The organism is Nonomuraea sp. NPDC050663 (assembly GCF_044456985.1).
Lineage (GTDB): Bacteria > Actinomycetota > Actinomycetes > Streptosporangiales > Streptosporangiaceae > Nonomuraea.
In genome coordinates this window covers 18,377-44,091 of the sequence record NZ_JBITGL010000013.1, presented here as the reverse complement: position 1 = coordinate 44,091, position 25,715 = coordinate 18,377, and the positions used below count along the sequence as shown (strand labels likewise).

Genomic DNA, 25,715 nt, shown 5'->3' with positions numbered 1-25,715 from the left:
ATCTTGTTCTATGCGCATCCTCCGTACTCCGGACGAGCGATTCTCCGGTCTGCCCGGCTTCCCGTACGAGCCGCATTACGCCGAGGTGGGCGACGGGCTGCGGATGGCCTACGTCGACGAGGGCGCCGGCGAGCCGGTGGTGTTGCTGCACGGCGAGCCGAGCTGGTCCTTCCTCTACCGTCACGTGATCGCGGAGCTGAAGGGGCTGCGGGTGATCGTGCCCGACCTGATCGGGTTCGGCCGCTCCGACAAGCCCGCCGACCCGGCCGACCACAGCTATGCCCGGCACGTGGAGTGGACCAGGAGCCTGCTCCTCGACCACCTGGGCCTCGACGGGATGACGGTGCTGGGGCAGGACTGGGGCGGGCTGATCGGGTTGCGCGTCGCGGCCGAGCATCCGGAGCGGGTGGCCAGGATCGTGGCGGCCAACACCGGGCTGCCGACCGGGGACATCCCGATGCCGGAGACGTGGCATCAGTTCCGCGGTGCCGTACAGAACGCGAAAAATCTGGATATCGCCAGATTCGTCCAGGCAGGCTGCAGGACCCGCCTCTCCGAGGACGTGCTGCGCGCCTACGACGCGCCCTTCCCCGACGAGAGCTTCAAGGCGGGCCCGAAGGCGATGCCCGGCCTGGTCCCCACCACGCCCGACGACCCGGCGGCGCCCGCCAACCGGGCGGCCTGGCAGGTCCTCACCGAGCTCGACCGGCCCTTCCTGGTGGCCTTCTCCGACAGCGACCCGATCACCGGCGGCATGGCGCCGATCCTGAAGCGGACCATGCGCGGCGCGCAGGGTGTCGAGCACCCGGTCATCGCCGGGGCAGGTCATTTCCTCCAGGAGGACTCCGGAGCCGATCTGGGCCGCCACGTCGCCGCGTTCATCGCCCGCTCCTAGGTTGCCGGGACGCCTTACGGTATAACCGGGGGCGGACCGGGGAGGCGTGGATGCGGGACTCCGACAGGACTCGGGAAGCCGGGCGGGCAACGGCGCGGGAACTGTTCGAACAGGTGCGAGCGCGATACTTCAGGCTTCCTCCGGCACTGCGCAGGCTGCTGTTCGGCGTGGTCCTCGTGGGCACGGTCGGCCTGGGCGCGGCGCTGGGCTGGGAGTTGTGGGGCACGTTCGTCACCGCGGCGATCGTCCTGGGCTTCCTCGCCCTCACGCTCAACTTCCCGCGGGCCGCCGCCACCGTCCTGGTGCTGATCCCGTGGGGCTTCGCGGTGGTCCTGATCTCCCAGGCGCCCGGGCCGCTGATGTTGCTGAGCCTGCTCGGCGTGCTGGTGGCCGTCGGCGCCCACCTGATCGGCTGGGTGCCGCCGTGGCTGACCACGCTGATGGCGCTGGTGCCCGCCGGGGTGGCGGCCGCCGCGCTGATGCCGGTCATGGGCATGGCCGCGATCTCGGTCAGCTACGGCGTGGCGATCGCGGTCCTGATCTACCGCTTCGTCGTGGCCAGGCGGGTCAAGGCGGAGATGACCGCGGAGGACCAGGTGCGCGTGCGGGCCAGGGACGGGCGTCCCGAGGTCCCCGCCGACCGCAACGCCCCGCCCTCGCCCATCTCGGTGGCCGACGCCCTCGGCGAGCTCGACGCGATGATCGGGCTGGCGCCGGTCAAGGAGCAGGTGCGCTCGATCGCCGCCTCCATCGAGGCCTCCCGGCTGCGGGCCGAGGCCGGTTACACGGCCGAACGGCCGATGCGTCACTTCGTCTTCGTCGGGCCGCCCGGCACCGGCAAGACCAGCGTCGCCCGCACCGTCGCCAAGATCTTCTACGCCTTCGGCCTGCTGGAGACCCCCTACGTGGTCGAGGCGCAGCGCGCCGACCTGGTGGGGGAGTTCCTCGGCGCGACCGCGATCAAGACCAACGAGCTCGTCGACCGGGCGCTGGGCGGCGTGCTCTTCATCGACGAGGCCTACTCCCTGATCAATTCGGCCGACGGCCAGCCCGACCGGTTCGGCTCCGAGGCGGTCCAGACCCTGCTCAAGCGCGCCGAGGACGACCGCGAGCGGCTTATCGTCATCCTGGCCGGCTACGAGCAGGAGATGTCCGGCTTCCTGGCGTCCAACCCCGGATTGTCGAGCAGGTTCGCGACGCGGGTGAGGTTCCCCTCCTACGCGCCGCACGAGCTGCTGGAGATCACCGAGCTGCTCCAGGGGCGCAGGGGCGACCGCCTGACCCCCGAGGCCAGGCCCGCCCTGCTCGGCCTCTTCGAGGACGTGCAACGCCGCGGGCTGACCGACGAGCTGGGCAACGCCCGCTTCGCCCGCAGCCTGGTCGAGGCGGCGGCGCAGGCCCGCGACGTGCGGGTGGTCGGAGCGGGCGGCACGCCGAGCACCGAGGACCTGGTGACCACCACGGTCGCCGACGTGACCAAGGCCTTCAACGAGCTGACCGCCCGCTTCCGCGGCTACCAGGCGACGCCGAGCCTGGAGGAGGCGCTGGCCGACCTCGACTCCATGGCGGGACTCGAACCGGTCAAGCGCCAGGTGCACGCCATCGCCGCCCAGCTCAAGGTGGCCCGCATGCGCCACGAGCGCGGCCTGCCCGCGCCGGCGCAGATGCGCCACTTCGTCTTCGTCGGCCCGCCGGGCACCGGCAAGACCACCGTCGCCCGCATCCTGGGCCGCATCTTCGCCGCGCTCGGCCTGCTGGCCAGGCCCGACGTGGTCGAGGCCCAGCGCGCCGACCTGGTCGGCCAGCACCTGGGCGCGACCGCGATCAAGACCAACGAGCTGGTCGACCGGGCGCTGGGCGGCGTGCTCTTCATCGACGAGGCCTACAGCCTGGTCAACCCCGGCTACGCGGGCGGCGACGCGTTCGGTGCCGAAGCCGTCCAGACCCTGCTCAAGCGGGCCGAGGACGACCGCGACCGGCTGGTGATCGTGCTGGCAGGCTACGAGCGCGAGACCGACGCCTTCCTGGCCACCAATCCCGGCCTGGCCAGCCGCTTCAACCAGCGGGTGCGCTTCCCGTCCTACGCGCCGGCCGAGTTGTCGCGCATCGCCGTCAGGCTGGCCGAGCAGTCGGGCGACGTCTTCGACGAGGAGGCCCGCGCCGACCTCGACGAGGTCTTCCGCATGATCTGCGCCGAGGGCCTGATCGACGGCCTGGGCAACGGGCGCTTCGCCCGCTCGTTGTTCGAGCGCGCCTCGATGAGGCGAGACGTACGGCTGGCGGCGATCGAAGGCACCGCGAGCGCGGCGCAGTTGACCACTATCACCAGCCAGGATGTGCGCGCCGCCGTCGACGAACTATCAGGACGCTAAGCAGACCCCTCCTTGAACCTCCGTCACAGCCCAGTGGTTACATGGTGTAGCACTATGACTACTGAGCGGAGGTGTGATGGCGGGGTTCCTGATTCGTCGGCTGGTCAACTATCTCGTGCTGACCGTGGTCGCGACGAGTCTGGCGTACATGCTGGCCGCCAGCGCACTCGATCCGCGTGCCAACTATCAGGGCCGTAACCCCCCGCTGCCGCCCGCGGTGATCGACGCGCGGCTCGACGAGCTCAACCTGAACAACAAGACGCCGCTGATGGAGCGCTACGTCACGTGGGCGAGCGGCGTGATCCACGGCGACTTCGGCAAGACCTGGCAGGGCGAGTCGGTCAACGAGGACCTCAAGCGCAGGGCCGGCGTCACCTTCCGTCTGATCATCATCGGGCTGTTCTTCGGCAGCTTCCTGGGCGTCGCAGTCGGGGCCTACGCGGCGGTCAAGCAGTACGGCTGGTTCGACCGCCTGTCCACGATGGGATCGTTCCTCGTCCTGTCGATCCCGGTGTTCGTGCTGGCCAACGTGCTGATCCTGCTGGGCGTGTGGTTCAACGGGGTGGTCGGCACCCAGATCGTCTACGTCAGCGGCGAATACTCCGCGGGATTCCAGGGCGGCTTCTTCGCCTCGCTGCTCGACCGGATCCAGCACCTGATCCTGCCGACGTTGTCGCTGGCGCTGCCGCTGGTCGCGGTCTTCAGCCGTTACCAGCGCAACATGATGCTCGACGTGCTCGGGGCCGACTTCATCCGCACCGCCGTCGCCAAGGGCATGACCAGGCGGGCGGCGCTGACCAAGCACGCCCTGCGCACGGCGCTGATCCCCGCGGCCACCTACTTCGCCTTCACCTTCGGCTCCCTGCTGGTCGGCGCGACGATCACGGAGAAGATCTTCGGCTGGCACGGCCTGGGCGAGCAGCTGATCAACTCGATCAACACCAACGACGTCAACACGGTCGCCGCCATCGCCTTCCTGACCGCCCTGTCGGTGCTGTTCGCCTCGCTGCTGTCGGACCTGCTGACCGCGGCCCTGGACCCGAGAGTGAGGGTCTCATGAGCATCGCAGAGGAGGAGATGGCCGAACTGGCCGAGTCGCCCAAGGCGCCCTCGCGCCTGCGCGTGGTGGCTCAGCGGTTCTTCCGCATGCGCCAGGGCCAGATCGGCTTCGTGCTGCTGGCCCTGATGTTCGTGCTGGCCTTCTTCGGCCCGCTGCTGGGCCACTGGTCCTACACCGACAAGGACTTCAACGCCTTCCTGCAGGCGCCGTCGGGCACCCACTGGTGGGGCACCACGCAGACCGGCGCCGACGTCTACGCCATCACCCTGCGCGGCATGCAGAAGTCGCTCATCGTCGGCCTGCTCGTCGGCGTGATCAGCACCGCCATCGCGGCGGTCGTCGGCGCCTTCGCCGGCTACTTCCTGGGCTGGACCGACCGCGTCCTCATGTGGATCGTCAGCCTGCTGCTGGTGCTGCCCAGCTTTCTGATCCTGGCGATCATGTCGCCGCTGTTCGCCGACGGCGCGTGGGTGCTGTTCGTGATCATGCTGGCGCTGTTCATGTGGATGATCACCTCGCGGATCATCCGCGGCATGACCGTCTCGCTGAAGGAGCGCGAGTTCATCCGCGCGGCCGAGTTCATGGGCGTCTCCAGCTCGAAGATCATCTTTCGGCACATCATCCCGAACATGTCGTCGCTGCTGATCGTGGACGCCACCCTCAACGTGGGCGCCGCCATCCTGTCGGAGACCACGCTGTCCTACTTCGGCTTCGGCATCCAGCCGCCCGACGTCTCGCTCGGCAGCCTCATCGCCGACGGCGCCAAGACCGCCACCTACGCCCCCTGGACGTTCTGGTTCGGCGCCGCGGTGCTGGTGGTCCTCGTGCTCGCGGTCAACCTCATCGGCGACTCGCTGCGCGACGCCTTCGATCCCACCTCGCGGAGACGTGCATGACGGAACCGGTACTGCAGGTCACCGACCTGAACGTGCGCTTCGGCGACGTGCACGCGGTCCGCGGCGTCTCCTACGAGGTACGGCCGGGCGAGGTGCTGGGCATCGTGGGGGAGTCCGGCTCCGGCAAGTCGGTCACCTCCCTGGCGGCCATGGGGCTGCTGCCGCAGTACGCCACGGTCGAGGGCTCCGTCAGGCTGCACGGCACCGAGATCCTCGGCGCCAAGGAGAAGATCCTCACCGACTTCCGCGGCAAGACCATCTCCATGGTCTTCCAGGATCCGCTGTCGGCGCTCACCCCCGTCTACCGGGTCGGCGACCAGATCGCCGAGGCCGTCAGGCTGCACCAGAAGGTCTCCAGGGAGGCCGCGGACGTCCGGGCGGTCGAGCTGCTCGACCTGGTGGGCATCCCCAATCCGGGCGCGCGGGCCAGGCAGTTCCCGCACGAGTTCTCCGGCGGCATGCGCCAGCGCGCGGTGATCGCGATGGCGATCGCGAACGACCCCGACGTCATCATCTGCGACGAGCCCACGACCGCCCTGGACGTGACCATCCAGGCGCAGGTCCTCGACGTGCTGAAGAAGGCGCAGAAGGAGACCGGCGCGGCCATCGTGATGATCACCCACGACCTGGGCGTGGTCGCGGGCATGGCCGACCGGGTGCTCGTCATGTACGCCGGGCGGCCGGTCGAGGTGGGCTCGACCGACGACATCTACTACCGCATGCGCATGCCGTACACCATGGGCCTGCTGGGCTCCATCCCCCGGCTCGACATGGGCGAGAAGCAGCCGCTGGTGCCGATCGAGGGCAATCCGCCCTCGCCGGCGAACCTGCCGCCCGGCTGCCCGTTCGCGCCGCGCTGCCCGATGGTGATCGACGCCTGCCACGAGGGGGAGCCGCCGCTGGAGGCGGTCGACGGCGACGACCACCGGGCCGCCTGCATCCGCGCCTCCGAGATCGCCGACAAGCAGCTGACCCCCGCCCAGGTCTACGCGATCTCGCAGGGCAAGCACGCCAAGCAGGCCGGCGACGAGGCCGCTCCCGGCGAGCCGCGGGTGCGGCAGCCGGTGCTGGCCGTCGACGACCTCAAGAAGCACTACCCGCTGATGAAGGGCGCGGTGTTCAAGCGGCGCGTGGGCACGGTCTTCGCCGTCGACGGCATCAGCTTCACCATCCGCGAGGGCGAGACGCTCGGGCTGGTGGGCGAGTCGGGCTGCGGCAAGACGACCGCGCTGATGGAGATCCTGCAGCTCTCGCAGCCGATGGGCGGCTCGATCAACGTGCTGGGCCGCGAGGTGGCCAAGCTGTCGTCCAGGGATCGCTTCGCCGTACGGCGTGACATGCAGGTGGTCTTTCAGGACCCGCTGGCCTCGCTCGACCCGCGCATGACGGTCTACGACATCCTGGCCGAGCCGCTGCGCACGCACGGGGTCAAGGACGTGCGCCCGCGCATCAACCAGCTGCTCGACCTGGTCGGCCTCGACACCGGCTACGCCGCGCGCTATCCGCAGGACTTCTCCGGCGGCCAGCGCCAGCGCATCGGCATCGCCCGCGCGCTCGCGCTGGAGCCCAAGCTGGTGCTGCTCGACGAGCCGGTCTCGGCGCTCGACGTGTCGATCCAGGCGGGCGTGATCAACCTGCTCGACGAGCTCAAGCGCAGGCTGTCGTTGTCGTACCTGTTCGTGGCGCACGACCTGGCCGTGGTGCGCCACCTGGCCGACCGGGTCGCGGTCATGTATCTGGGCAGGGTCGCCGAGATCGGCCAGGTGGACCAGGTCTACGACCGGCCCCTGCACCCCTACACCCGGGCGCTGCTGTCGGCTATCCCGCTGCCCGACCCCGTGAAGGAACGTTCCAGAAGCCGGGTCCTGCTGGAGGGCGACCTGCCCAGCCCGGCCAACCCGCCCTCGGGGTGCCGCTTCCGCACCCGATGCCCCCTGTTCAAGACCCTTTCCGAATCCGAGCGTTCGCGGTGCGTCGAGGACGAACCGGGCGTCCGGCAGCTCGACACCGATCATGGCGTGGCATGCCACTACGCCGAGAAAGCTGAGGAATTGTGAGAAAGCTCCTGGTCCTCGCCGTGGCCGGCTCGCTGGCCCTGGCGGGCTGCGGCGGCGGAGGCGGCAGTGGAGGCAGCGGCGGGGGGAACGCGGGCGGCGGCGGATCCGCCGATGCGACCAAGGCCTTCGACATCAACCCCATCGCCCGCGACCAGGTCAAGGACGGCGGCACGCTGCGCTGGGGCCTCAACGAGTTCCCGACCCAGTGGAACATGAACCACGTCGACGGCAACCTGGCCATGGTCAAGAAGGTCATCGACGGCCTGCTGCCGCAGCCCTTCCGCTCCGACGAGAAGGCCGCGATCTCGCCCAACACCGACTACCTGACCGACGGGAAGGTGACCGCGAGCGACCCCAAGCAGGTCGTCACGCTGACCCTGAACCCGAAGGCCAAGTGGTCCAACGGCGACCCCATCACCTGGGAGGACTACGAGGCCCAGTGGAAGGCGCTGAACGGCGGCAACGCCGACTACAAGGTCGCCAGCACCACCGGCTACCAGGACATCGAGAGCGTGGCGCAGGGCAAGGACCAGTTCGAGGTCGTCATCACCTTCAAGCAGAACTTCGGTGACTGGCAGTCGCTGTTCTGGCCGCTGTACCCGAAGGCGACCAACGCCTCGCCCGGCTCCTTCAACAACGAGTGGCTGAGCAAGATCCCGGTCACCGCCGGCCCGTTCAAGTTCGGCTCGTTCGACAAGACCGCCAAGACGATCACGATCACCCGTGACGACACCTGGTGGGGCGACAAGGCCAAGCTCGACACCATCATCTTCCCGACGATGGAGAGCGACTCGCTGGTCGGGGCCTTCACCAACGGCGAGATCGACACCTTCGACGTCGGCCCGTCCGCGCCTGGCTACGCGCGGGCCAAGGGCACGCAGGGCGCGGTGGTACGGCAGGCGGCCGGCCCCGACTTCCGCCACATCACGATCAACGGCGAGTCTCCGATGCTCTCCGACCCGAACGTGCGCCAGGCGATCGCGATGGGCATCAACCGCCAGGCCATCGCCCAGTCCGACCTGCAGGGCCTGGACTGGCCGATCACGCTGCTGAACAACCACTTCTTCATGAACACCCAGGAGGGTTACCAGGATAACGCCGGGCCGCTGGGCGTCTACGACGCCGCCAAGGCGGGCCAGGCCCTGGACACCGCGGGGTGGAAGCTGAGCGGCCAGACCAGGATGAAGGACGGCAAGGAGCTCAACCTGCGCTTCGTCATGCCGTCGGGCCTGCAGCTGACCAAGTCGGAGGGCGAGCTGCTGCAGAACATGCTCGGCCAGATCGGGGTGAAGGTCACCCTGCAGGCGGTGCCCAGCGATGACTTCTTCACGAAGTACATCATTCCCGGCAACTACGACATGACGGCGTTCTCCTACATCGGCACGCCGTTCCCGGTCTCCTCCGGCTACGGCATCTACGCCAACGCCACCAAGGACTCCGGCGGCACCAAGCAGTGGAACGCCAACCTGGGCCGCATCGGCTCGCCGGAGATCGACGCGGCCATGAAGAAGGCCACCGCCGAGCTCGACGTGGCTGCCGCCCGCACGGCGACCAACAACGCCGACAAGCTGATCTGGGAGGCGGTCAACGTGATCACCCTCTACCAGCGCCCGCAGAACATCGCGGTCAAGGAGACCCTGGCCAACATCGGGGCACGCGGCTTCTACGACCTGAAGTACCAGGACATCGGCTTCACCGGCTGACCACCTGACATGGGGCGCCCCGGCGGAGCTGTCGGGGCGCTCTGCTATTGATGGGCTATGCAGCTCACCTGGCCCCAAGTCCTGTCGTGGCGGTTGCGCCGCCAGTTCGTCGCCGGCGCCGACGCGCCCGACACGCTGGCCGTCGTCCGCCGGTTGTGCGGCGTGCAGACCCAGGTGGCCTCCTCCGCCAGGCTCGCCATCGCCGTGCGCGGCGCCGACCCCGACGTCGACCCGCTGCTGTGGGAGCAGCGCACCCTGGTCAAGACCTGGGTCATGCGCGGCACCCTCCACCTGGTGGCCGCCGACGAGCTGGCCGACTACTGCGCGGCCCTGGCGACCCTGCGCTCGTGGGAGAAGGGCGCCTGGCAGCGCGGCCACGGCGTGACCGCCAAGGAGATCGAGGCGATCATCGAGGCGGTGCCGCAGGCGCTGCGCGACAGCGTGCTCACCCGCGAGGAGCTCGTCGACGCCGTGGTCGAGGTGACCGGCGACCAGCACCTGCGCGAGGCGCTGACCTCCGGCTGGGGAGCGCTGCTCAAGCCGCTGGCCCGGCTGGGCGAGCTCTGCTACGGCCCGCCCCGCGACGGCAAGGTCACCTTCACCTCGCCGCACACCTGGCTGAAGGACTGGGCGCTGCCCTCCCACGAGGAGGCGGGCGTACGCGTGGCCCGCGCGTTCCTCGGCGCCCACGGCCCTGCCTCGCCCGAGATCTTCGACAAGTGGCTCTTCGGCGGCGTCTCCCGCAAGGCCGTGCTCAAGGGCTGGTTCGCCGCGCTCAGGCCCGAGCTCACCGAGGTCGACGTCGAAGGACAGAGCCTGCTGGCGCTGACCTCCACCCTCGACGACCTCGCCGCCGCCCGGCCGTCGGCCGACGTGCACCTGCTGCCGGGCTTCGACCAGTACATCCTCGGCGCGCCCCGCGACCTCACGGCGCTCATCCCCGCCGAGGTGAAGGCCAAGGTCAGCAGGGCCGCGGGCTGGATCTCGCCCGTCGTCGTCTACCAGGGGCGGGTGGCCGGGGTGTGGGAGCCCGACGGGTCGCTGGAGCTGTTCGAGGAGGTGCCGGGAGCCACGCAGGCCCTCGAACGGATCATGGCCGGTTCCCGGTGATTCGGATATGACGGAACAGTTCTGGCAGACTCCTCGCATGAGGCGCCCCTTCCAGCAAGTCGATGTCTTCACCGACCGGCCCTACTTCGGCAACGCCCTGGCCGTCGTGCTCGACGGCACCGGCCTGAGCACCGACGAGATGGCGCGCTTCGCCCGCTGGACGAACCTGTCGGAGACCACCTTCCTCCTGCCGCCGCGCCACGCGGAGGCCGACTACCTGGTGCGCATCTTCACCCCCGCCGGTGAGCTGCCCTTCGCCGGCCACCCGACGCTGGGCAGCTGCCACGCCTGGCTGCTGGCCGGTGGCATGCCCAAGCACACCGACGTGGTCGTCCAGGAGTGCGGCGCCGGGCTGGTCCAGGTGCGCCGCTTCGGCCACTCGCTCGCCTTCGCCGCGCCGCCGCTGCTGCGCTCGGGCCCGGTGGAGCCCGAGCTGGCCGCCGAGGTCGTGCGTGCCCTGGGCGTCGAGCCGGCCCAGGTCGTCGACATGACCTGGGCCGACAACGGGCCCGGCTGGGTGGCCGTCGAGCTGGGCGACGCCGAGCAGGTGCTCGCCCTGGAGCCGCACTTCGTCGACCAGAAGGTGGGCGTCGTCGCGCCCCACCTCGACCTGGGCGTGGTGGGCCGCCACGCCGAGGGCGCGCAGGCCGACTTCGAGGTGCGGGCGTTCTTCCCGGTCGGCAGGGAGCTGCGCGAGGACCCGGTGACCGGGAGCCTCAACGCCTCGATCGCCCAGTGGCTGCTGGGCAAGGGCCGGGCCCGCGCGCCCTACACCGTGCGCCAGGGCACCGTCCTGGGCCGTGACGGGCGGGTGACGATCACCGCCGACGCCGACGGCACGATCTGGGTCGGCGGCGACGTCGTCACCTGCGTCAGCGGCGAGGTGGAGCTGTAAGACCGCTTACGGCCGCGCCTGGGCCAGGATCGCCTCCAAGTCGGCGACGTTCGTCAGCGCGTCGGCCAGGCGGAGCCGGTCGGCGTCGTCCAGCGTCACCCGCCTGAGCTGTTCGAGCAGCTCGCGCGCCCGCTCGTGGTCCTCCTGGGTCACCGCCAGCTCCGCCCGGTAGGCCAGCGCCTCCACCAGGTCGGCGGCGGGAGTGTCGGGTGCCGTGCGCCGCAGGGCGCCGTCGAGGATCTTCGCCGCCTGCGCCGGGTCGCCGTGGGAGTCGCCCATGACCACCGCGTTGTCCATCGCCACGGCGAGCTTGCTCTTGTCCTCCGCGCCGTCGGGCAGCTCCTTCAGCGGGAAGAACCGCACGTAGTTGCCGCCGGGGTCGATCAGGGTGAATCCCGGCTGGTAGCTGACGTTCTTGCGCTTGCGCGGCCGGGTCATCCGGGGGATGCCCGAGACCAGCAGCTTGCCGTACTTCTCGCGCATGCCCGCGGCGAACGCGGCGTGCAGCTCGAAGGTGCTCGGCACGAAGACCCCGCAGGTGCCGTAGGACTCGGCCGGGTCGAAGGCGTCGGGCATGCCGAAGAAGTGCAGCTCGATGTCCTCCCTGCGGAGTGAGACGTAGGGGTTGGGCCGGGTCTGGCGGAAGGTGCGGGTGAATCCGAGGGCCTGGTAGAACTCGGCGAGCTCGTCGATGTCGCGGCAGGGGAGCATCGGGATCATGCGTTCGTGGGCCATACGGCCATACTAGTCAAACTTGACTAGCTTGGAGCCTCTCGATCAGCCCGCGGGTCCATTCGGCGCCGCTGTCGGAGAAGTGCACCCACAACCGCATCACCTCGCCGATCGCCCCCCAGTCCTCCTGCCCGGTCCAGAGCTTGTCGACCTCGGCCCGCCAGCCCTCCAGGGCGGTCAGCCGCCGGCGCAGCAGCTCGATCACCTCGGCGCGGGGGAGCGCGTCGATGAAGCCGACGCCGGCCGTGAGCAGGTCGATCTTCTGGTCGTGCCGCGACAACGCATCGCGCAGCAGCTCCAGGAACTCGGCCTCACCGGCCGGGGTCAGTTCGTACTCCACACGCGGCGGCCCGCCCGCGTCGCTCGGCGCGACCTCGTGGGCGCGCAGCATGCCCTGCTTGGCCAGCTGCTTGAGCGCGTGATAGATCGAACCCGGTTTGGCGGTGGACCACTCGTGCGCGCCCCAGCTCTCCAGGTCGCTACGGACCTGGTAGCCGTGGGCGCGCCGGTTGGCGCGCACGGAGCCGAGAACCAGCAGGCGGATGGCCGACACGGGCCAACCCTACTGGCCCCACGCCTCCAGCTCGTGGATGCGGGCGGCGGCAGGCACTCTCATCGCCTGACTCCTCGGGCTCGCAGGTGGTCGAGGTCGGCGGCTCGCGCCGCCGGGACGATCGCCACGGGTCCCGCCTGGCGCAGCCGCACCCTTTCGTGTGGAAGTCGCTGCCGGGCGCGACCTCTCCGGCTGGCGCCGAAGCGAACGGGATTCACAGGGGGCAGCCCTCCGATTGACCTCGGGCCGGAACCTAAATCGATTTAGCGCCCTCTGCCAAGGGTGCCGTGCTCTCCCTCACCGTCAGCCGCGGCGTCTGCGTCTTGACGTCGCGCGGCACCCCCGGCTCGGCGATCGCCGCCAGCAGGGTGGCCGCGACCTGGCGTCCCAGCGCGAAGGTGTCGCGCGACAGGGCCGTCAGCGGCGGGTGCACGATGCGGGCGAGCACGGAGTCGTCGAAGGCCACGATGGACACCGCGCGCGGCACCGCCACCCCCATCTCGGTGGCCACGCCGAGCCCGGCGACCGCCATCACGTCGCTGTCGTAGACGATCGCGCTGGGCCGTACGGCACGCGAGAGCAGCGCGCGCGTGGCGGCGGCGCCCTCGGAGTCGCTGAAGTCGGTCGGCACCGAGATCACCTCGGCCAGGCGCAGCCGCTTGGCCGAGTCGCGCAGCGCGCGGATGCGGCGCTGGGTGTGGCGGAACGACGGCAGGCCCGCGACGTGCGCGATGCGGGTGTGCCCGAGAGCGGCCAGGTAGTCGACGATGGAGAGCATGGCCTCGCGGTCGTCGGCCCACACGCTGGACAGGGAGCCGTGCTTGCCGGGGCCGCCGAGCACGACGGCGGGCAGCCCGATCTCCTCCACGACCTCGACGCGCGGGTCGCGGACCTGCAGGTCGACCAGGATGAAGCCGTCGACCCGGTGCTCGGAGGCCCAGCGCCGGTAGATCTCGATCTCGGCGGCCGTGTCCTCCACCACCAGCAGGTGCAGGGCGACGGCCCGCGACGACAGCTCGGCCTGCAGGCCTGACAGCAACTGGGCGAAGAACGGCTCCACCCCGATCGTGCGCGCCGGCCGGGCGATGACCAGGCCGACGGCCTCGGCCTTGGCCCCCACCAGGGCCCGCGCGGCGCTGTGCGGCCGCCAGTTCATCTCCTCGGCCACCTGCAGGATCAATCGCCTGGTCGCCTCGCTCACGCCCGGTCTCCCGTTGAGCGCGAAGGAGACCGCCCCCTTCGAGACCCCGGCCCGCCGGGCGATGTCGGCGATGGTCGGTCGCGCCACTCTTCCCCCTTGACACCAGAAGATTGCCAGGTAAACAGTCCCGATAACTAGAACGGTTTAGCAAGCTCGAACGCCACCGCGGCAGGCGGCTTCAGCGAGCACCTCCGGCTCCATCACCGGGAAGCTATCGCCGCAAACCTGGGCGCTGAAGCCGAAGTTCACCCGACGTGCGCGGCATGCTCAGCGTGATCACCGTCTTCGCCTTCATCCCGATCGTGATCGTGTTCGCGACGTTGCAGCGCTTCTTCTTCCGCGGCGTCGAGGAAGGCGTGATCAAGGGCTGAAGCGCACCTGCTCGCCCGGCCTGAGCTGGGCGAGCAGGGGTAGGTCCGCGCCGCGCACCACGCCGACCACCGGATAGCCGCCCGTCGGCGGGTGGTCGGCGAGGAAGACGATCGGCTGGCCGCTCGGCGGCACCTGGATCGCTCCCACCACCATGCCCTCGCTGGGCAACTCGCCCTCGCGCACCCGCTTCAGCTCGCGTCCCCGCATGCGGACGCCGACCCGGTTGCTGTCCTGCGTCACCTCGTACGGCTCGGCGAACAGATCCCCGGGCCTGGCGAACCAGTCGTCGCGCGGACCGAGCAGCACCCGCAGCACCCGCCGGCCGAGCGCCGCCACGGGCGCCACGTCGACGGTGATCTCGCCCTGGGCCACCCCGACGGGCAGCACGGTCCCGGCCGACAGCGGGGCGGGGCCGAGCCCCGCGAGGGAATCGGTGGAGCGGCTGCCCAGCGTCGGCTCCACGGCCACGCCACCGCGGACCGCCACATAGGTGCGCAGGCCCTCGCGCGGCGTGCCGAATCGCACCTCGGTGCCTTCCGGCACCCAGAACGGGGCGTTCATCCCGCCGACCGGGCCCACGGGGCAGTCGGCTCCCGTGACCGCCACCCACGCGCCCCTGGCGAAACGCAGCCGCGCGCCGCCGAAGGTCAGCTCCAGCGCCGCCGCGCCTTCCGCGTTGCCGACGAGGCGGTTGGCCAGGCGCAGGCTCGGCACGTCGGCGGCGCCGGAACAGGGCACGCCGAGGTGGGCGTAGCCCGGACGGCCCAGGTCCTGGACCGTGGCGTACGGCCCGGGACTCAGGATCTCGATCATGCTCGTTCGAACCTCACCCGCATGCCAGGCTGGAAGCGCGACGGAGGGTCGGCGCGCACGTCCCAGACCCGCTCGTCGGTGCGGCCCAGCAGGCGCCATCCGCCGGGGGAGGCGCTCGGGTAGACCGCGGAGTACGGCCCGGCGACGGCCACCGAGCCCGCGGGGACGCTGGTGCGCGGGGTGGTGAGCCTGGGCAGGTGCAGCACGGGGTCGAGGCCGGTCAGGTAGGCGAAGCCGGGCGCGAAGCCGAGCCAGCCGACGACCAGGTCGCTGGAGGTGTGGCGGGCGACGACCTCGTCGGGGGTCAGGCCCGCCGCCTCGGCCACCGACTCCAGGTCCTCGCCGTCGTAGGTGACGGGGATGACGACCGTCTCGGCGGACGGGGAGACGGCCTGCCCGCCGTGATCAGGCGCCGGGCTGCGCCGTACCGCGTCGCGCGGATCCGGCGCCGTGGTGCCGGCGACGGCGGCGACCGCCTCCGCGCCCGGGGTGGCGGCGAGCAGGGCGGCGAGGTGGCCGCGCAACCGTGGCATGTCGGCCCCGGGCGCGACCACGAGCACGGTCGCCGGGCCGGGTACGACCTCCACCACACCCGGCGGCCGGTCGGCCCGCAGCAGCGCGTCGAGTCGGTGCGACAGGGCGAGCGACCCGGTCTCGACCAGGAGCCCATGCTCTCCCGCGACCCGGATCGCCTCGGCGGGAACGGTCATGCGAAGGCCTGCAGGACCACACCGGCCTCGAGCAGCGAGTCTCGTACGGCCTGGGCCAGCCGTACGGCGTCGGGCGTGTCGCCGTGCACGCAGATCGAGCGCGCCGCCACCGGCACGTCGCCGCCGTCGGCCGACTTCACGGTCTGGGCCACGGCCATGCGCACGGCCCGCGCGGCGACCTCGTCGACCGCGTGGATCACCGAGCCCGCCTCGCGGCGCGGCACGAGTGTGCCCGACGGCGTGTAGGCGCGGTCGGCGAACGCCTCGCACACGGTCGGCACGCCCTCGGCCGCCGCGACGGCGTGCACGGCCGAGCCGGGCAGCGTCAGCACCGGCAGCGAAGGGTCGTAGTCGGCGACCGCGTCGATGACGGCGGCGGCCTGCACCGGGTCGCGCACGATGCGGTTGTAGAGCGCGCCGTGCGGCTTGACGTAGGACACGCGCCCGCCCATGGCGCGGGCGATGCCGTCGACGGCCGCCAGCTGGTAGAGCACCTCGGCGCACAGCTCCTCGGGCTCGACCTCCATCTCGCGCCGCCCGAAGTGGGCCAGATCGCGGTAAGACACCTGGGCGCCGATGGTCACCCCGCGGTCGATGGCGGCCGCGCAGGTGCGCCGGATCGTGACGGGGTCGCCCGCGTGGAAGCCGCACGCCACGTTGGCGCTGGTGACGACGTCGAGCAGGGCCAGGTCGTCGCCGAGCCGCCAGATGCCGAAACCCTCGCCGAGGTCGGCGTTGAGATCGATGATCAAGCTGGAGGTGTCGCTCGCCATGGCACTATCTTGGACCCACGAAGAGGGTCTGCGTCGCCGTACCGACCTCACCCAGCGAGTCGGAGAGCGTCGTGCGGGTCAGGCCGCGGCCCGTGGGGCCGATGACGGTGGCGGAGTCCATGCAGATCCACTCGCCCACCGGCATGCGGAACAGCGAGATCGTCAGGTCGATGTTGGCGAACAGGTAGCGGTCGAAGTCGAGGGCGAAGCTGATGCCGTTGCCGCTGTCGGCGAACAACGCCAGGCGCTCCAGCGGGGTCGGCTCGAAGCCCTTCACGAGCGGGACGCGCGCCCTGCCCCACGCCGTGGCCGGCCCTGGCTCGTCGGCGGAGCCGCTGACGAAACGCCAGTCCATCGCCCTGCCGTACCCGAACGAGGTCGTCAGCCACGACGACGCGGAGGTCTCGGGCAGGGGCGGCGGGCCGCCGACCGGGGTGGCCGGGGTCTCCTCGGTCCTGATGCGCCAGGCGGTGGCGCGGGCGTACGGCCGGCCGCCGGAGGAGACGGTGGCCTCCAGGCACTGCACGCGCTTGCCGTCGCGCACGACGGAGGTGGCCACCTCCAGCTCGGCGACGGGCACGGGGGCGAAGATCTCCACGACGAGCCGGGAGAGCTCCAGCTCGGAGCCGCCGAGCGTGTGCACGATCAGCGCGGTGACCGGGCCCAGGTGCTGCATCGAGGGGTCCCAGGGACCCTGGGCGTGCTCGGTGGCCAGGAAACGTCCGGGGGCGAGGGGCGTGTAGAACGCCTCAGAACTCATCGGGGATCTCCGCGATGTCGTCGAGAGCGGTGGCCAGTTCCTCGGGGTCGCCGCCGATGCGCTCGACGATCTCGATCAGCACGTGCAGCACCTCCTCGCGGTCGTGGCCGAGGTCGAGCAGGCGCTGGGCGGCCTCCCACATCTCCGGCGGATCGCCCTCCCACAACCGGGTGGCGATCTCTTCGTGCCAGGCCAGATGCTGCTCGTCGAGCTCGCCACCGTGGTCGACGGCCAGCAGGCGCCGGCGGTCGGCGGGATCGGCCGGGTTGAGATCGTCGGCGCCCGGCAGCGGCGGGAAGGCGAACAGGCGACGGGCAAGCGCCGACAGGTCGCCGTCGGGCAGCAGGCGCTCCAGCAGGGCCCTGTCGAGCCCCAGCGCGGCCGGATCGCGGTAGGCCTCCGGGAAGGTCGCCATGGCCTCCCAGATCGCGTCGAGCGTGGCCTTGAGCCCTCGGTCGGGCAGGGCGCTCTTGCGCGCGGCGAAGCGCGACCAGGCCGACAGCACGTGCGGCATGGCCTCCTGCTCCTCGGGCGAGAGCATGACCTTGGCGGGCAGCCAGGTGAGCAGGAACGTCTCGCACTTGGCGGGGCTGACCCGCAGCGGGCGGCCGAAGTCCTGGCTGATGCCGTAGTCGATGATGTGGTCGGCGCAGCGCGAGGCGGCCGAGCGGTCGGACAGGTGCTCGGCCTCGTCGGAGGCGAGGAACTCGGCGGCCAGCATGGCGCGCCGCTCGCGGCTGTAGGGCGCCTCGCTGTGCAGCGGCGCCGGGCGCTTGCGTCCGGGCGGCAGCGCCTTCAGGCGCGAGCGGGCGAAGGCGTGGTAGGCGCTGTAGCTGTCGCTGACGGGCGGACGCGGCTTGGACTCGCGGGTGGACCTCATCGCCGAGTCGAGCAGCGCCCTGGCCTGCTGGGGCTCGATCTCCTGGAAGGTGAGCAACGGGTTGGCCTCGGCCTCGGCGCGGGCCTGCTCCAGGAGTTTCTCGACCTCGGAGGAGACCCAGGCGTCGCGGGCCATGCCGCGCATGTTGTAGTCGACCACCAGCACCAGCGCGTGGCGGTCCTGGCCGGAGTAGGCGAAGGTGCACAACACGGTGTCCTGGTCGCCGTAGGCGTCGCGCGACACGTAGCAGCCGGTCGGCTTGACCGCGCCGACGCGGTCGGCCCAGCCGGGCCGGGCCACGCCCGACTCCATCATGGCCAACGCGGCGCCCTCGGCCTTGGCGCCCTGGCGCGCGGTGCCGAGGTAGGCCAGGCAGATGAGCAGCGTCAGCGAGGCCGGCGTGCCCGCCTTGGCCGCGTAGTCGACGAGACCCTCGCCGAGCACCTGCTCGACGTCTCCGCCCTTGACCCGGCGTCCCCACCAGGCGCCGACCATGTCGGAGACCATCAGCTCGGCATCGAGCGGGCTGCGTACGGCCAGCAGTTCGCGCGCCGCCTGCAGCATCTCCTGGAAGACTTCGTCAGGGTTGGTTCGGTTTCGGCGCACGCCCTCACTCTCTCGCAATTTAGGCGGAACCGTGCCGTGACGATGCTATCGGCCCGCCCGCGGAGGTGGTGCGGAGTTCACAATCGCCAGCAAATGCTCTCGGGCGATCCGTTCGATGATGTCGGCGGTCGCCTCGATGCCGAGGTGATCCGCGCAGGCGCACACGTCGGCGACACAGCGGTCGATGGTGTCGACGGGTACGGTCAGGAACTCCTCGGCCAGCCTGAGACTGACCGGTTCCCGCAGGAAGCGCGTGGCCAGAGCGAGCATAGGTGTCAGATTCCTCTGCAGGCCTAGTAGTAAACCGTCGCGAGGGTGACTTGCGCTCCCATTCCATCGGTTATCCGGCGAGTGTCAAGGCTCTGTGACGTCTGTCTTCGCTGCACCGGCGACCTTCGGCAGGCCTTTCGTGGGAAGCTGACCTCATGCGAATCCAGCTCGCCCAGCGGGCCGAGGCCGACGACCTGCTCGGCCGCAGCCCGCTCGCCCTACTCGTCGGCATGCTCCTCGATCAGCAGATCGCCATGGAGCAGGCCTTCGCCGGGCCGTACGTCATCTCGCAGCGGCTCGGACACGATCTGACCGCTGAGGAGATCGCCTCCTACGACCCGGAGAAGTTCGCCGCGCTGATGGCCGACAAGCCCGCGGTGCACCGCTACCCCAAGTCGATGGCGGGGCGGGTCCAGGAGCTCGCCGCCTACCTGGTCGAGCACCACGACGGCCGGGCCGAGGCGGTCTGGGAGGGCGTGGGCGACGGCAAGGAGCTGCTGAAGCGGCTGCTCGCGCTCCCCGGCTACGGCAAGCAGAAGGCCCAGATCTTCGTGGCCCTGCTCGGCAAGCAGCTGGGGGTCCAGCCCGAGGGCTGGCGCGAGGCGGCGGGGCCGTACGGCGAGCAGGGATCGTTCCGTTCGGTGGCCGACGTGGTCGACGGCGACAGCCTCGTCAGGGTCAGGGAGACCAAGCAAGCTGCCAAGAAAGCCGCGAAGTAGGCAGATTTGACAGCTTCTGTTGACGGGATTTGGGCCGGGGCTTCCGTCCGCGGCGGCCTATCACCGATGATGTACTGCAGAATCCGGTCGCCCGGAGCTGCGCTACACCGATACAAGGTTTTGGAGATGTGCCGCGTGGGAGACCCTGGCACGCGACGGAGGTGCCGACCATGAGCGCCGAGACCTCCGTCCCACGTCCCCGGGAGTCGGGTGTGGACATCTCAGACTCCGCCCTGTTCAAGGGCCTGTTGTCGGAGGCGGAGTTCGCCTTCGCCTTCTTCGACGCCGACGGCAAGGTGCGTCGCGTGAACGACGTGTTCACCGACGTCGTCGGCGTGCCCGCCGAACGGCTGCTGGGCAAGCAGCCGACCGAGCTGCTGGCTGCCGACCTCAGCCAGCTGATCACGCATGCCGTCCAGGCCGTGATCGAGACTGACGCTCCGGTGACCGAGGGCCGCGTCCGCGTGCGCTCGTCCGACGGCGACACCCGCCACTGGTCGCTGTCGTTCTCGCCGGTGCACTCCGCCGAGGGCGAGCTCGAGGCGGTCGCGCTGGTGGGCGCCGACGTCACCGAGAGCCGCCAGACCGAGGAGGAGCTGCGCCGCAGCGAGGAGCGTTACCGCTCGCTGGTCGAGGCGCAGTCGCAGCTCGTGTGGATCACCTCGCCCACCGGAGCGGTGATCGAGGACGCCCCGCAGTGGCGGGCGATCACCGGGCAGGGCTTGGAAGAATATCTGGCACACGGCTGGCTTGACGCTGTTCATCCAGACGAACGACGGCAGACGGACGAGGCGTGGCGCGAGGCGCTGCGCGGCCGGACCATGTTCGAGTGGAACTACCGGGTGCGCACCCGGGCCAGCGGCTACCGCTACTTCGAGGTGCGCGCGGTGCCGATCATCCGGCACGGCCGGGTGGTCGAGTGGGTCGGCGCCAACTCCGACGTCACGCCGCAGAAGGAAGCCGAGGAGATGCGCGGGCGGCTGACCGACCAGCTCGGCGCCGCCGCGCTGCGCACGGCACGCCTGCAGGGCGCCACGGCCCAGCTCGCCGAGGCGCTGACGGTCGAGCAGGTCGTCCAGGTCATCATCGACGTCGGGCGCACCGCTCTGGCGGCCGACCGCTCCGCGGTGGCGCTGCTCGACCTGGAGCGTGCCTCGCTGAAGCTCGTCAACGAGGAGGGCATCCCCGAGTCGCCAGGCGCGCCGGGCGAGGAGATCCCGCTGTCGCACTCCAGCGTGATGACCATGGCGGTCAACAGCCGCCGCCCGGTCTTCGCCGAGTCGCCGGAATCGCTGAAGGCGCAGCTGCTGGAGGCGGGCGGCGACGAGGAGGTCCTGACCAACTACCTCGCCCACAGCGATGAGCGGGCCTGGGTGGGCCTGCCGCTGCTGGCCGCGGGCCGGGCGCTGGGCGCGCTGCGGTTCTCCTTCACGCGCCCGCAGAAGATCTCCCAGGAGGACGGCGTCTTCCTGGAGGCGCTGGCCGGGCAGTGCGCCCTGGCCGTGGAGCGGGCCACGCTCTTCGAGCGCGAGCACAAGACCGCTGAGACGCTGCAGCGCTCGCTCCTGCCCGACCGGCTGCCGGTCGTCAAGGGCCTGCTGCTGGCCCAGCGCTTCAGGAGCGGCTCCCGCCACGTCCAGGTCGGCGGCGACTGGTACGACGCGTTCGTCCTGCAGGACGGGCGGGTCGCGGCGGTCGTGGGCGACGTCATGGGCAAGGGCGTCAAGGCGGCGGCCGGCATGGGCCGCATCCGCAACGCCATGCGGGCGCTGGCGCTGACCAACCCTCCGCCCGCCTCGGTGCTGACCGGTCTCGACCGGGTCTTCGAGGCGACCGAGGAAGAGGAGCAGGTCACGACGTTGGCGTACATGGTGGTCGAGCCGGGCACCGGCGAGGGCACCCTGGCGCTGGCCGGTCACCCGCCGCCCGTCCTGGTCTCGCCCCAGGGCACCGCGGTGCTGTGCGAGGCCGAGCCGGGCACTCCTCTGGGCTGGCCGACCTCGCGCCGGCAGTTCAGGTTCGTCGTGCCGCCGGGTCACACGGCGGTGCTCTACTCCGACGGACTGGTCGAAAACCGCAAGCGTGGGCTGGATGCGGGACTCGCGGAGCTATGCGCGGTTGTCGGCGAAGCGCCCCCGGAAGTCGTGACATCTCCGCACATGCTGTTGGATTTCCTGGTTGACCGAATGTTGTCCGGTTACGAGCAGGACGATGATGTGACCGCGCTAGCAATTCACGTCCCGCCTGCGACGAAGAGTGACTGAATGAAACAGTCATAACGGTTGCTTTCGGGTATCAGTGACCCGCTTCCGTACGCACTACTGTTCCGGTCGGCCTAGGGTGGAGGTCAACCGCCGGGAGGTGGCCGTATGGAGCGCTGAGCCGTGCCAGAATGCTGGATGGTCCGTCGCACTCCGCACGGCGTTCTCTGTAGAGAGGCAAGCCCCCCAGCGGGCACTTGGGTCCATTGTCGCCACGCGTTCGTTCGAGAGGTGTTCGTGTCGCCTGCAAGTTCGACTCGCTCGAAGCCAAATGAGCTGAACGAGCCCGTCATTCAGCGACTGCTCGAGCGTGGGCGCTCGCAGGGTTACCTCGAGTCTGAGGATGTCAGAAAGGCCTTCGAAGAGGCCGACATCCCGATGTCGCAAGCCGCCGGGGTCCTGCGGACCCTCAGCAAGGAAGGCGTCATCGTCCGGTTGACCGCCGCTGACTCGGCGCCGCCGAAGAAGTCTCGTGGACCAGCAAAGCGTCGCACCGCCGCCCCCGTCAAGACCAAGATCGCAGCGGCCGCCAAGGAGCAGCAGCCCGAGACCGTGACAGCGGTCGTGCCTGAGGAGGCCAGGGCTGACGAAGTGGCGGAGCCTGCCAAGAAGCCGAAGAAGGCCGTGCCTGCCAAGAAGGCTGCGGCGCCCAAGGCGGAGGCCGTGACGGTCCCCGCCGACAAGAACGCGGCCGCCGCTCCCAAGGCCGCCGGCAAGGACTCCGACGAAGACGACGAGGATCTCGACATCGAGGGCGAGGTCGACCTCGAAGACCTCGAAGACCTCGAGGTCGAGGACGAGGTCGTCGTCGAGGACGAGACCGAGACCGAAGAGGAGACGGAGGAGGAGGCCGAGCCCAAGGTCGAGGCCCCCGTCGCCGCCGACGAGAAGTCCGACGACGAGGTGCTCATCCTCTCCGACGACGACGATGACGCCCCGGTCGCCCAGGTGGCCGCCGCCGGCGCCACCGCCGACCCGGTGAAGGACTACCTGAAGCAGATCGGCAAGGTCCCCCTGCTCAACGCCGAGCAGGAGGTCGAACTGGCCAAGCGCATCGAGGCGGGCCTGTTCGCCGAGGAGCAGCTGGGCAGCGGCGAGGCCGACAACCTGCCGGTCGACGTGCGCGCCGAGCTCGAGTGGATCGCCGAAGACGGCCGCCGGGCCAAGAACCACCTGCTGGAGGCCAACCTCCGCCTCGTGGTCTCGCTGGCCAAGCGCTACACCGGCCGCGGCATGCTGTTCCTGGACCTGATCCAGGAGGGCAACCTCGGTCTGATCCGCGCCGTCGAGAAGTTCGACTACACCAAGGGCTACAAGTTCTCCACCTACGCCACGTGGTGGATCCGCCAGGCGATCACCCGGGCCATGGCCGACCAGGCGCGGACCATCCGCATCCCGGTCCACATGGTCGAAGTGATCAACAAGCTGGCCCGCGTCCAGCGGCAGATGCTGCAGGACCTCGGCCGCGAGCCCACGCCTGAAGAACTGGCCCGCGAGCTCGACATGACGCCCGAGAAGGTCGTCGAAGTCCAGAAGTACGGCCGCGAGCCCATCTCCCTCCACACCCCGCTGGGTGAGGAAGGCGACTCGGAGTTCGGTGACCTCATCGAAGACTCCGAGGCCATCGTCCCGGCCGACGCCGTCTCCTTCACACTGTTGCAGGAGCAGTTGCACTCCGTTCTCGACACGTTGTCGGAGCGCGAGGCGGGCGTCGTGTCGATGCGGTTCGGGCTCACCGACGGACAGCCCAAGACGCTCGACGAGATCGGCAAGGTTTACGGGGTCACCCGTGAGCGGATCCGGCAGATCGAGTCGAAGACGATGTCCAAGCTTCGCCACCCGTCCCGGTCCCAGGTCCTGCGGGACTACCTGGACTAGGAGAGCAGGAAGCGCGCTGCCGCTGGGGTCCCCTTCGGGGGGCTCCAGCGGTTTGCTGTTTCAGGGGGCTGCGGGTTTGGTGGGCTGTCGCTGTCGCTGTCGCTGTCGCTGTCGCTGTCGCTGTCGCTGTCGCTGTCGCTGTCGCTGTCGCTGTCGCTGTCGCTGTCGCTGTCGGCGGGCGGCGACGTTTGGCGGGCGGCGGGCGGCCGCCTTTGGTGCGCGGCCGCCTTCGACGGGCCGCCTTCGACGGCCGCGGCCTTCGACGGCCGCGGCCTTCGACGGGCCGCGGCCTTTGACGGGTGGCGGCCTTCGACGGGTGGCGGCCTTCGAGACGGGTGGCGGCTTTCCGTGGTCTACGGACGCCCCGGCCCGTTCAGCCTGTCTCCACGTCCACCTTCGTCGAGCTCGCGTCCAGCCGTACGGCATAGCCGAGCTCGCCGAGGAGCTTCACCAGCGCCTCCGGAGTGGCGGGATCCTCGCCCGACTCGAGCAGCGCGCGGGCGATCTCGCCCCGGGTGGCCTTGGCCATGTGGCTGACGACCTTCCCGTTGCTGAACACCCGCACGGCCACCCCCTGGTGCTTCCACGCCCCCGCATACGTGCTGGACCGCATGTCGACCACCAGCCCCGGAAGCCGATCGAGCTCGGCGGTGATCGCCGGCCGCCAGAACGACGCCAGCCCGCCCAGCGGCGGCAGGTTGACGCCCATCGACAGACGGTAGGGCGGGATCCGGTCGGTGACCTGTACGATCCCCCAGAGCCCGGAGAAGATCAGCACCTGCTCCTCCGCCCGCCGCGCCGCCCCGGGGCTCAGCGTGCCCAGCCCGAGGTTGTCGTAGAGCACCCCCGTGTACAGCTCGGCGGCGGGCAGCGTGGCGGCCTCCTTGAGGACGACGTTCTTCGCGAGCTCGTCCTTCTGCCCCTGGCTGAGCCCCAGCACCTCCAGCGCGTCGCGGCGCTTGGAGGCCTTGACCAGGGCGCTGATCACCCGCCTGCGGTGCCGCTCCAGCTTGGAGAACGACAACTCGCCGAGCGCGGGACCGTTCCCGGCCTGGGCCTTTCCTTCGGATGGGGGCAGCAGAATGAGCACGTCGCAGAGCTTAGTAGGGTGCGCGGATGGATCTGAGTCTGCTTGTGGACGAAGCGTGGCCCGCATTGGAGAGGCTTGACCACGGCCCGTGGACGTTCCGGGCGGCTGAGGGCGTGACCAAGCGGGCCAACTCGGTGCTCGTCCGGGGGATGCCGGACGACCTGGAAGAGGCTGTGCTGGCCGCTGAGGCCTTTTACACGTCCAGAGGGTTGCCCTGTGTCTTCTCGCTCGGAGGTGGGGCGCTGGACGACTTCCTGGCGGCCCGCGGATACGCGCTGGTGGAACCGACGATGGGGATGTGGGCGACGGGGGAGCCAGGCGCTTCGCCGTACAGCCTGAAGATCTCCGACCACCCGTGGGACGGGTGGATGGAGAGCTGGTGGGCGGTCGATGGGAGGTATCCGTCGCAACTGCCCGTCGTGGCGAAGATCCTGCGGGGAGTGCCCAGCATTTACGCCGCCTACGAGGAGGACGGCGTGGCTCTCGCGGTGGGGCGCGGGGTGGTGCAGGGCGGAGGCGTGCTGGGGATCTACGGCATGGCCACGCTGCCTCAGGCCAGGCGGAGGGGGCTCGCACGGGCGGTGCTCAGGGGGCTGCGGGCGCACGCGGGGGTGCCGCGGGCGTACCTGGTGGTGGTGGAGCGGAACACGGCCGCGCAGACGCTGTACCGCGCGGAGGGGTTCGAGCCGGAGGGCGGATACCACTACCGCGTGCTCGCGGACCAGCCCACTCAGGGACGGACTCGCCTGGCATAGGGCACCACCGGCCGATGGCGAGGCCCTGAGGAGCCGACGCTGGAATGGCCAGGTGGGGTGAGGCGGCGCGGCTATGCCGTGGGTCAGGCGAAGCGATCATGCGGGCGCGGCTATGCGGCACGGCTATGCGGCGGGTCAGGTGAAGCGATCATGCGGGCGTGGCGAGACGCCGCGACCATGCGGGCGCGCGGCGCAGATCCCGCGATCATGCCGACGCGGCTTGGGCCTCGCGACGAAGTCCCGCGACGAAGTCCCGCGACGAAGTCCCGCGACCAAGTCCCGTGGCCACGTGCCATCGCCACGCGTCGTATCCATGCCCGCGACTCATAGGCGAACACGGCGGCCCCGAGGGTC

The 25,715-nt window shown here is 70.4% G+C and carries 22 protein-coding genes; 12 read left to right on the top strand and 10 right to left on the bottom strand.

Annotation, left to right across the window (positions count from 1 at the left end; all coding sequences use genetic code 11):
- Positions 1-10 precede the first annotated feature (10 nt).
- From ACIBH1_RS33265 to ACIBH1_RS33230, 8 genes are all read left to right on the top strand, one after another.
- Positions 11-895 (top strand): haloalkane dehalogenase, encoded by an 885-nt coding sequence (locus ACIBH1_RS33265; protein ID WP_397317953.1) that lies wholly within the window; start codon positions 11-13, stop codon positions 893-895.
- Positions 896-945: 50 nt separating this feature from the next.
- The gene (locus ACIBH1_RS33260) at positions 946-3,267 is read left to right on the top strand and encodes an AAA family ATPase (RefSeq protein ID WP_397317952.1); all 2,322 of its coding nucleotides are present in this window, start codon (positions 946-948) and stop codon (positions 3,265-3,267) included.
- Between the two features lie 76 nt (positions 3,268-3,343).
- The gene (locus tag ACIBH1_RS33255; protein WP_397317951.1) at positions 3,344-4,327 is read left to right on the top strand and encodes an ABC transporter permease; all 984 of its coding nucleotides are present in this window, start codon (positions 3,344-3,346) and stop codon (positions 4,325-4,327) included.
- On the top strand, positions 4,324-5,223 hold the full coding sequence (locus ACIBH1_RS33250) for an ABC transporter permease (protein WP_397317950.1): 900 nt from the start codon (positions 4,324-4,326) through the stop codon (positions 5,221-5,223). Before ACIBH1_RS33255 ends, ACIBH1_RS33250 begins: the two co-directional genes overlap by 4 nt.
- Positions 5,220-7,280: a dipeptide ABC transporter ATP-binding protein gene (locus ACIBH1_RS33245; protein WP_397317949.1), complete on the top strand. Its 2,061-nt coding sequence runs from the start codon at positions 5,220-5,222 to the stop codon at positions 7,278-7,280. The genes ACIBH1_RS33250 and ACIBH1_RS33245 overlap by 4 nt, the downstream gene beginning before the upstream one ends.
- Positions 7,277-8,983 (top strand): ABC transporter family substrate-binding protein, encoded by a 1,707-nt coding sequence (locus ACIBH1_RS33240; protein WP_397317948.1) that lies wholly within the window; start codon positions 7,277-7,279, stop codon positions 8,981-8,983. Before ACIBH1_RS33245 ends, ACIBH1_RS33240 begins: the two co-directional genes overlap by 4 nt.
- 57 nt (positions 8,984-9,040) lie before the next feature.
- Positions 9,041-10,093: a winged helix DNA-binding domain-containing protein gene (locus ACIBH1_RS33235; RefSeq protein ID WP_397317947.1), complete on the top strand. Its 1,053-nt coding sequence runs from the start codon at positions 9,041-9,043 to the stop codon at positions 10,091-10,093.
- A gap of 37 nt (positions 10,094-10,130) precedes the next feature.
- Positions 10,131-10,988: a PhzF family phenazine biosynthesis protein gene (locus tag ACIBH1_RS33230; protein ID WP_397317946.1), complete on the top strand. Its 858-nt coding sequence runs from the start codon at positions 10,131-10,133 to the stop codon at positions 10,986-10,988.
- 6 nt (positions 10,989-10,994) lie between these two features.
- On the opposite strand, the gene ACIBH1_RS33225 is transcribed toward ACIBH1_RS33230, so the two are convergent.
- From ACIBH1_RS33225 to ACIBH1_RS33185, 9 genes are all read right to left on the bottom strand, one after another.
- Positions 10,995-11,723 (bottom strand): VOC family protein, encoded by a 729-nt coding sequence (locus ACIBH1_RS33225; RefSeq protein WP_397317945.1) that lies wholly within the window; start codon positions 11,721-11,723, stop codon positions 10,995-10,997.
- A 13-nt stretch (positions 11,724-11,736) separates the two neighbouring features.
- Positions 11,737-12,273, bottom strand: coding sequence for a PadR family transcriptional regulator (locus ACIBH1_RS33220; RefSeq protein ID WP_397317944.1), 537 nt, complete (start codon positions 12,271-12,273; stop codon positions 11,737-11,739).
- Positions 12,274-12,526: 253 nt separating this feature from the next.
- On the bottom strand, positions 12,527-13,561 hold the full coding sequence (locus ACIBH1_RS33215; RefSeq protein WP_397317943.1) for a LacI family DNA-binding transcriptional regulator: 1,035 nt from the start codon (positions 13,559-13,561) through the stop codon (positions 12,527-12,529).
- A 273-nt stretch (positions 13,562-13,834) separates the two neighbouring features.
- Positions 13,835-14,659, bottom strand: a complete 825-nt coding sequence (locus ACIBH1_RS33210; RefSeq protein WP_397317942.1) for a biotin-dependent carboxyltransferase family protein — start codon at positions 14,657-14,659, stop codon at positions 13,835-13,837.
- A complete protein-coding gene (locus tag ACIBH1_RS33205; RefSeq protein ID WP_397317941.1) occupies positions 14,656-15,369 on the bottom strand; it encodes an allophanate hydrolase subunit 1 in 714 nt (237 codons plus the stop codon). Before ACIBH1_RS33205 ends, ACIBH1_RS33210 begins: the two co-directional genes overlap by 4 nt.
- Positions 15,366-16,121, bottom strand: a complete 756-nt coding sequence (locus tag ACIBH1_RS33200; RefSeq protein ID WP_397318130.1) for a LamB/YcsF family protein — start codon at positions 16,119-16,121, stop codon at positions 15,366-15,368. The genes ACIBH1_RS33205 and ACIBH1_RS33200 overlap by 4 nt, the downstream gene beginning before the upstream one ends.
- Positions 16,122-16,146: 25 nt before the next feature.
- Complete coding sequence (locus tag ACIBH1_RS33195) at positions 16,147-16,902, bottom strand: thioesterase family protein (protein WP_397317940.1); 756 nt, start codon at positions 16,900-16,902, stop codon at positions 16,147-16,149.
- Positions 16,892-18,346, bottom strand: a complete 1,455-nt coding sequence (locus ACIBH1_RS33190; RefSeq protein WP_397318129.1) for a hypothetical protein — start codon at positions 18,344-18,346, stop codon at positions 16,892-16,894. The genes ACIBH1_RS33195 and ACIBH1_RS33190 overlap by 11 nt, the downstream gene beginning before the upstream one ends.
- A gap of 87 nt (positions 18,347-18,433) precedes the next feature.
- On the bottom strand, positions 18,434-18,658 hold the full coding sequence (locus tag ACIBH1_RS33185; protein WP_181615437.1) for a hypothetical protein: 225 nt from the start codon (positions 18,656-18,658) through the stop codon (positions 18,434-18,436).
- Positions 18,659-18,813: 155 nt separating this feature from the next.
- Between ACIBH1_RS33185 and ACIBH1_RS33180 the strand changes: the two genes are divergently transcribed.
- The 3 genes from ACIBH1_RS33180 to ACIBH1_RS33170 all read left to right on the top strand — a co-directional run bounded on the left by ACIBH1_RS33180 (position 18,814) and on the right by ACIBH1_RS33170 (position 23,516).
- On the top strand, positions 18,814-19,377 hold the full coding sequence (locus tag ACIBH1_RS33180) for an HhH-GPD-type base excision DNA repair protein (RefSeq protein WP_181615436.1): 564 nt from the start codon (positions 18,814-18,816) through the stop codon (positions 19,375-19,377).
- A 170-nt stretch (positions 19,378-19,547) separates the two neighbouring features.
- On the top strand, positions 19,548-21,641 hold the full coding sequence (locus ACIBH1_RS33175) for a SpoIIE family protein phosphatase (protein WP_397317939.1): 2,094 nt from the start codon (positions 19,548-19,550) through the stop codon (positions 21,639-21,641).
- 234 nt (positions 21,642-21,875) lie between these two features.
- Positions 21,876-23,516, top strand: a complete 1,641-nt coding sequence (locus ACIBH1_RS33170; RefSeq protein ID WP_397317938.1) for an RNA polymerase sigma factor — start codon at positions 21,876-21,878, stop codon at positions 23,514-23,516.
- A gap of 373 nt (positions 23,517-23,889) precedes the next feature.
- Here the strand turns inward: ACIBH1_RS33170 and ACIBH1_RS33165 are convergent, their stop codons facing one another.
- Positions 23,890-24,606 carry a YaaA family protein gene (locus ACIBH1_RS33165; RefSeq protein WP_397317937.1) on the bottom strand — a complete coding sequence of 239 codons (717 nt, stop codon included), beginning with the start codon at positions 24,604-24,606 and terminating at the stop codon, positions 23,890-23,892.
- 26 nt (positions 24,607-24,632) lie between these two features.
- Between ACIBH1_RS33165 and ACIBH1_RS33160 the strand changes: the two genes are divergently transcribed.
- Positions 24,633-25,361, top strand: a complete 729-nt coding sequence (locus ACIBH1_RS33160; protein WP_397317936.1) for a GNAT family N-acetyltransferase — start codon at positions 24,633-24,635, stop codon at positions 25,359-25,361.
- The last annotated feature ends 354 nt before the right edge of the window (positions 25,362-25,715 follow it).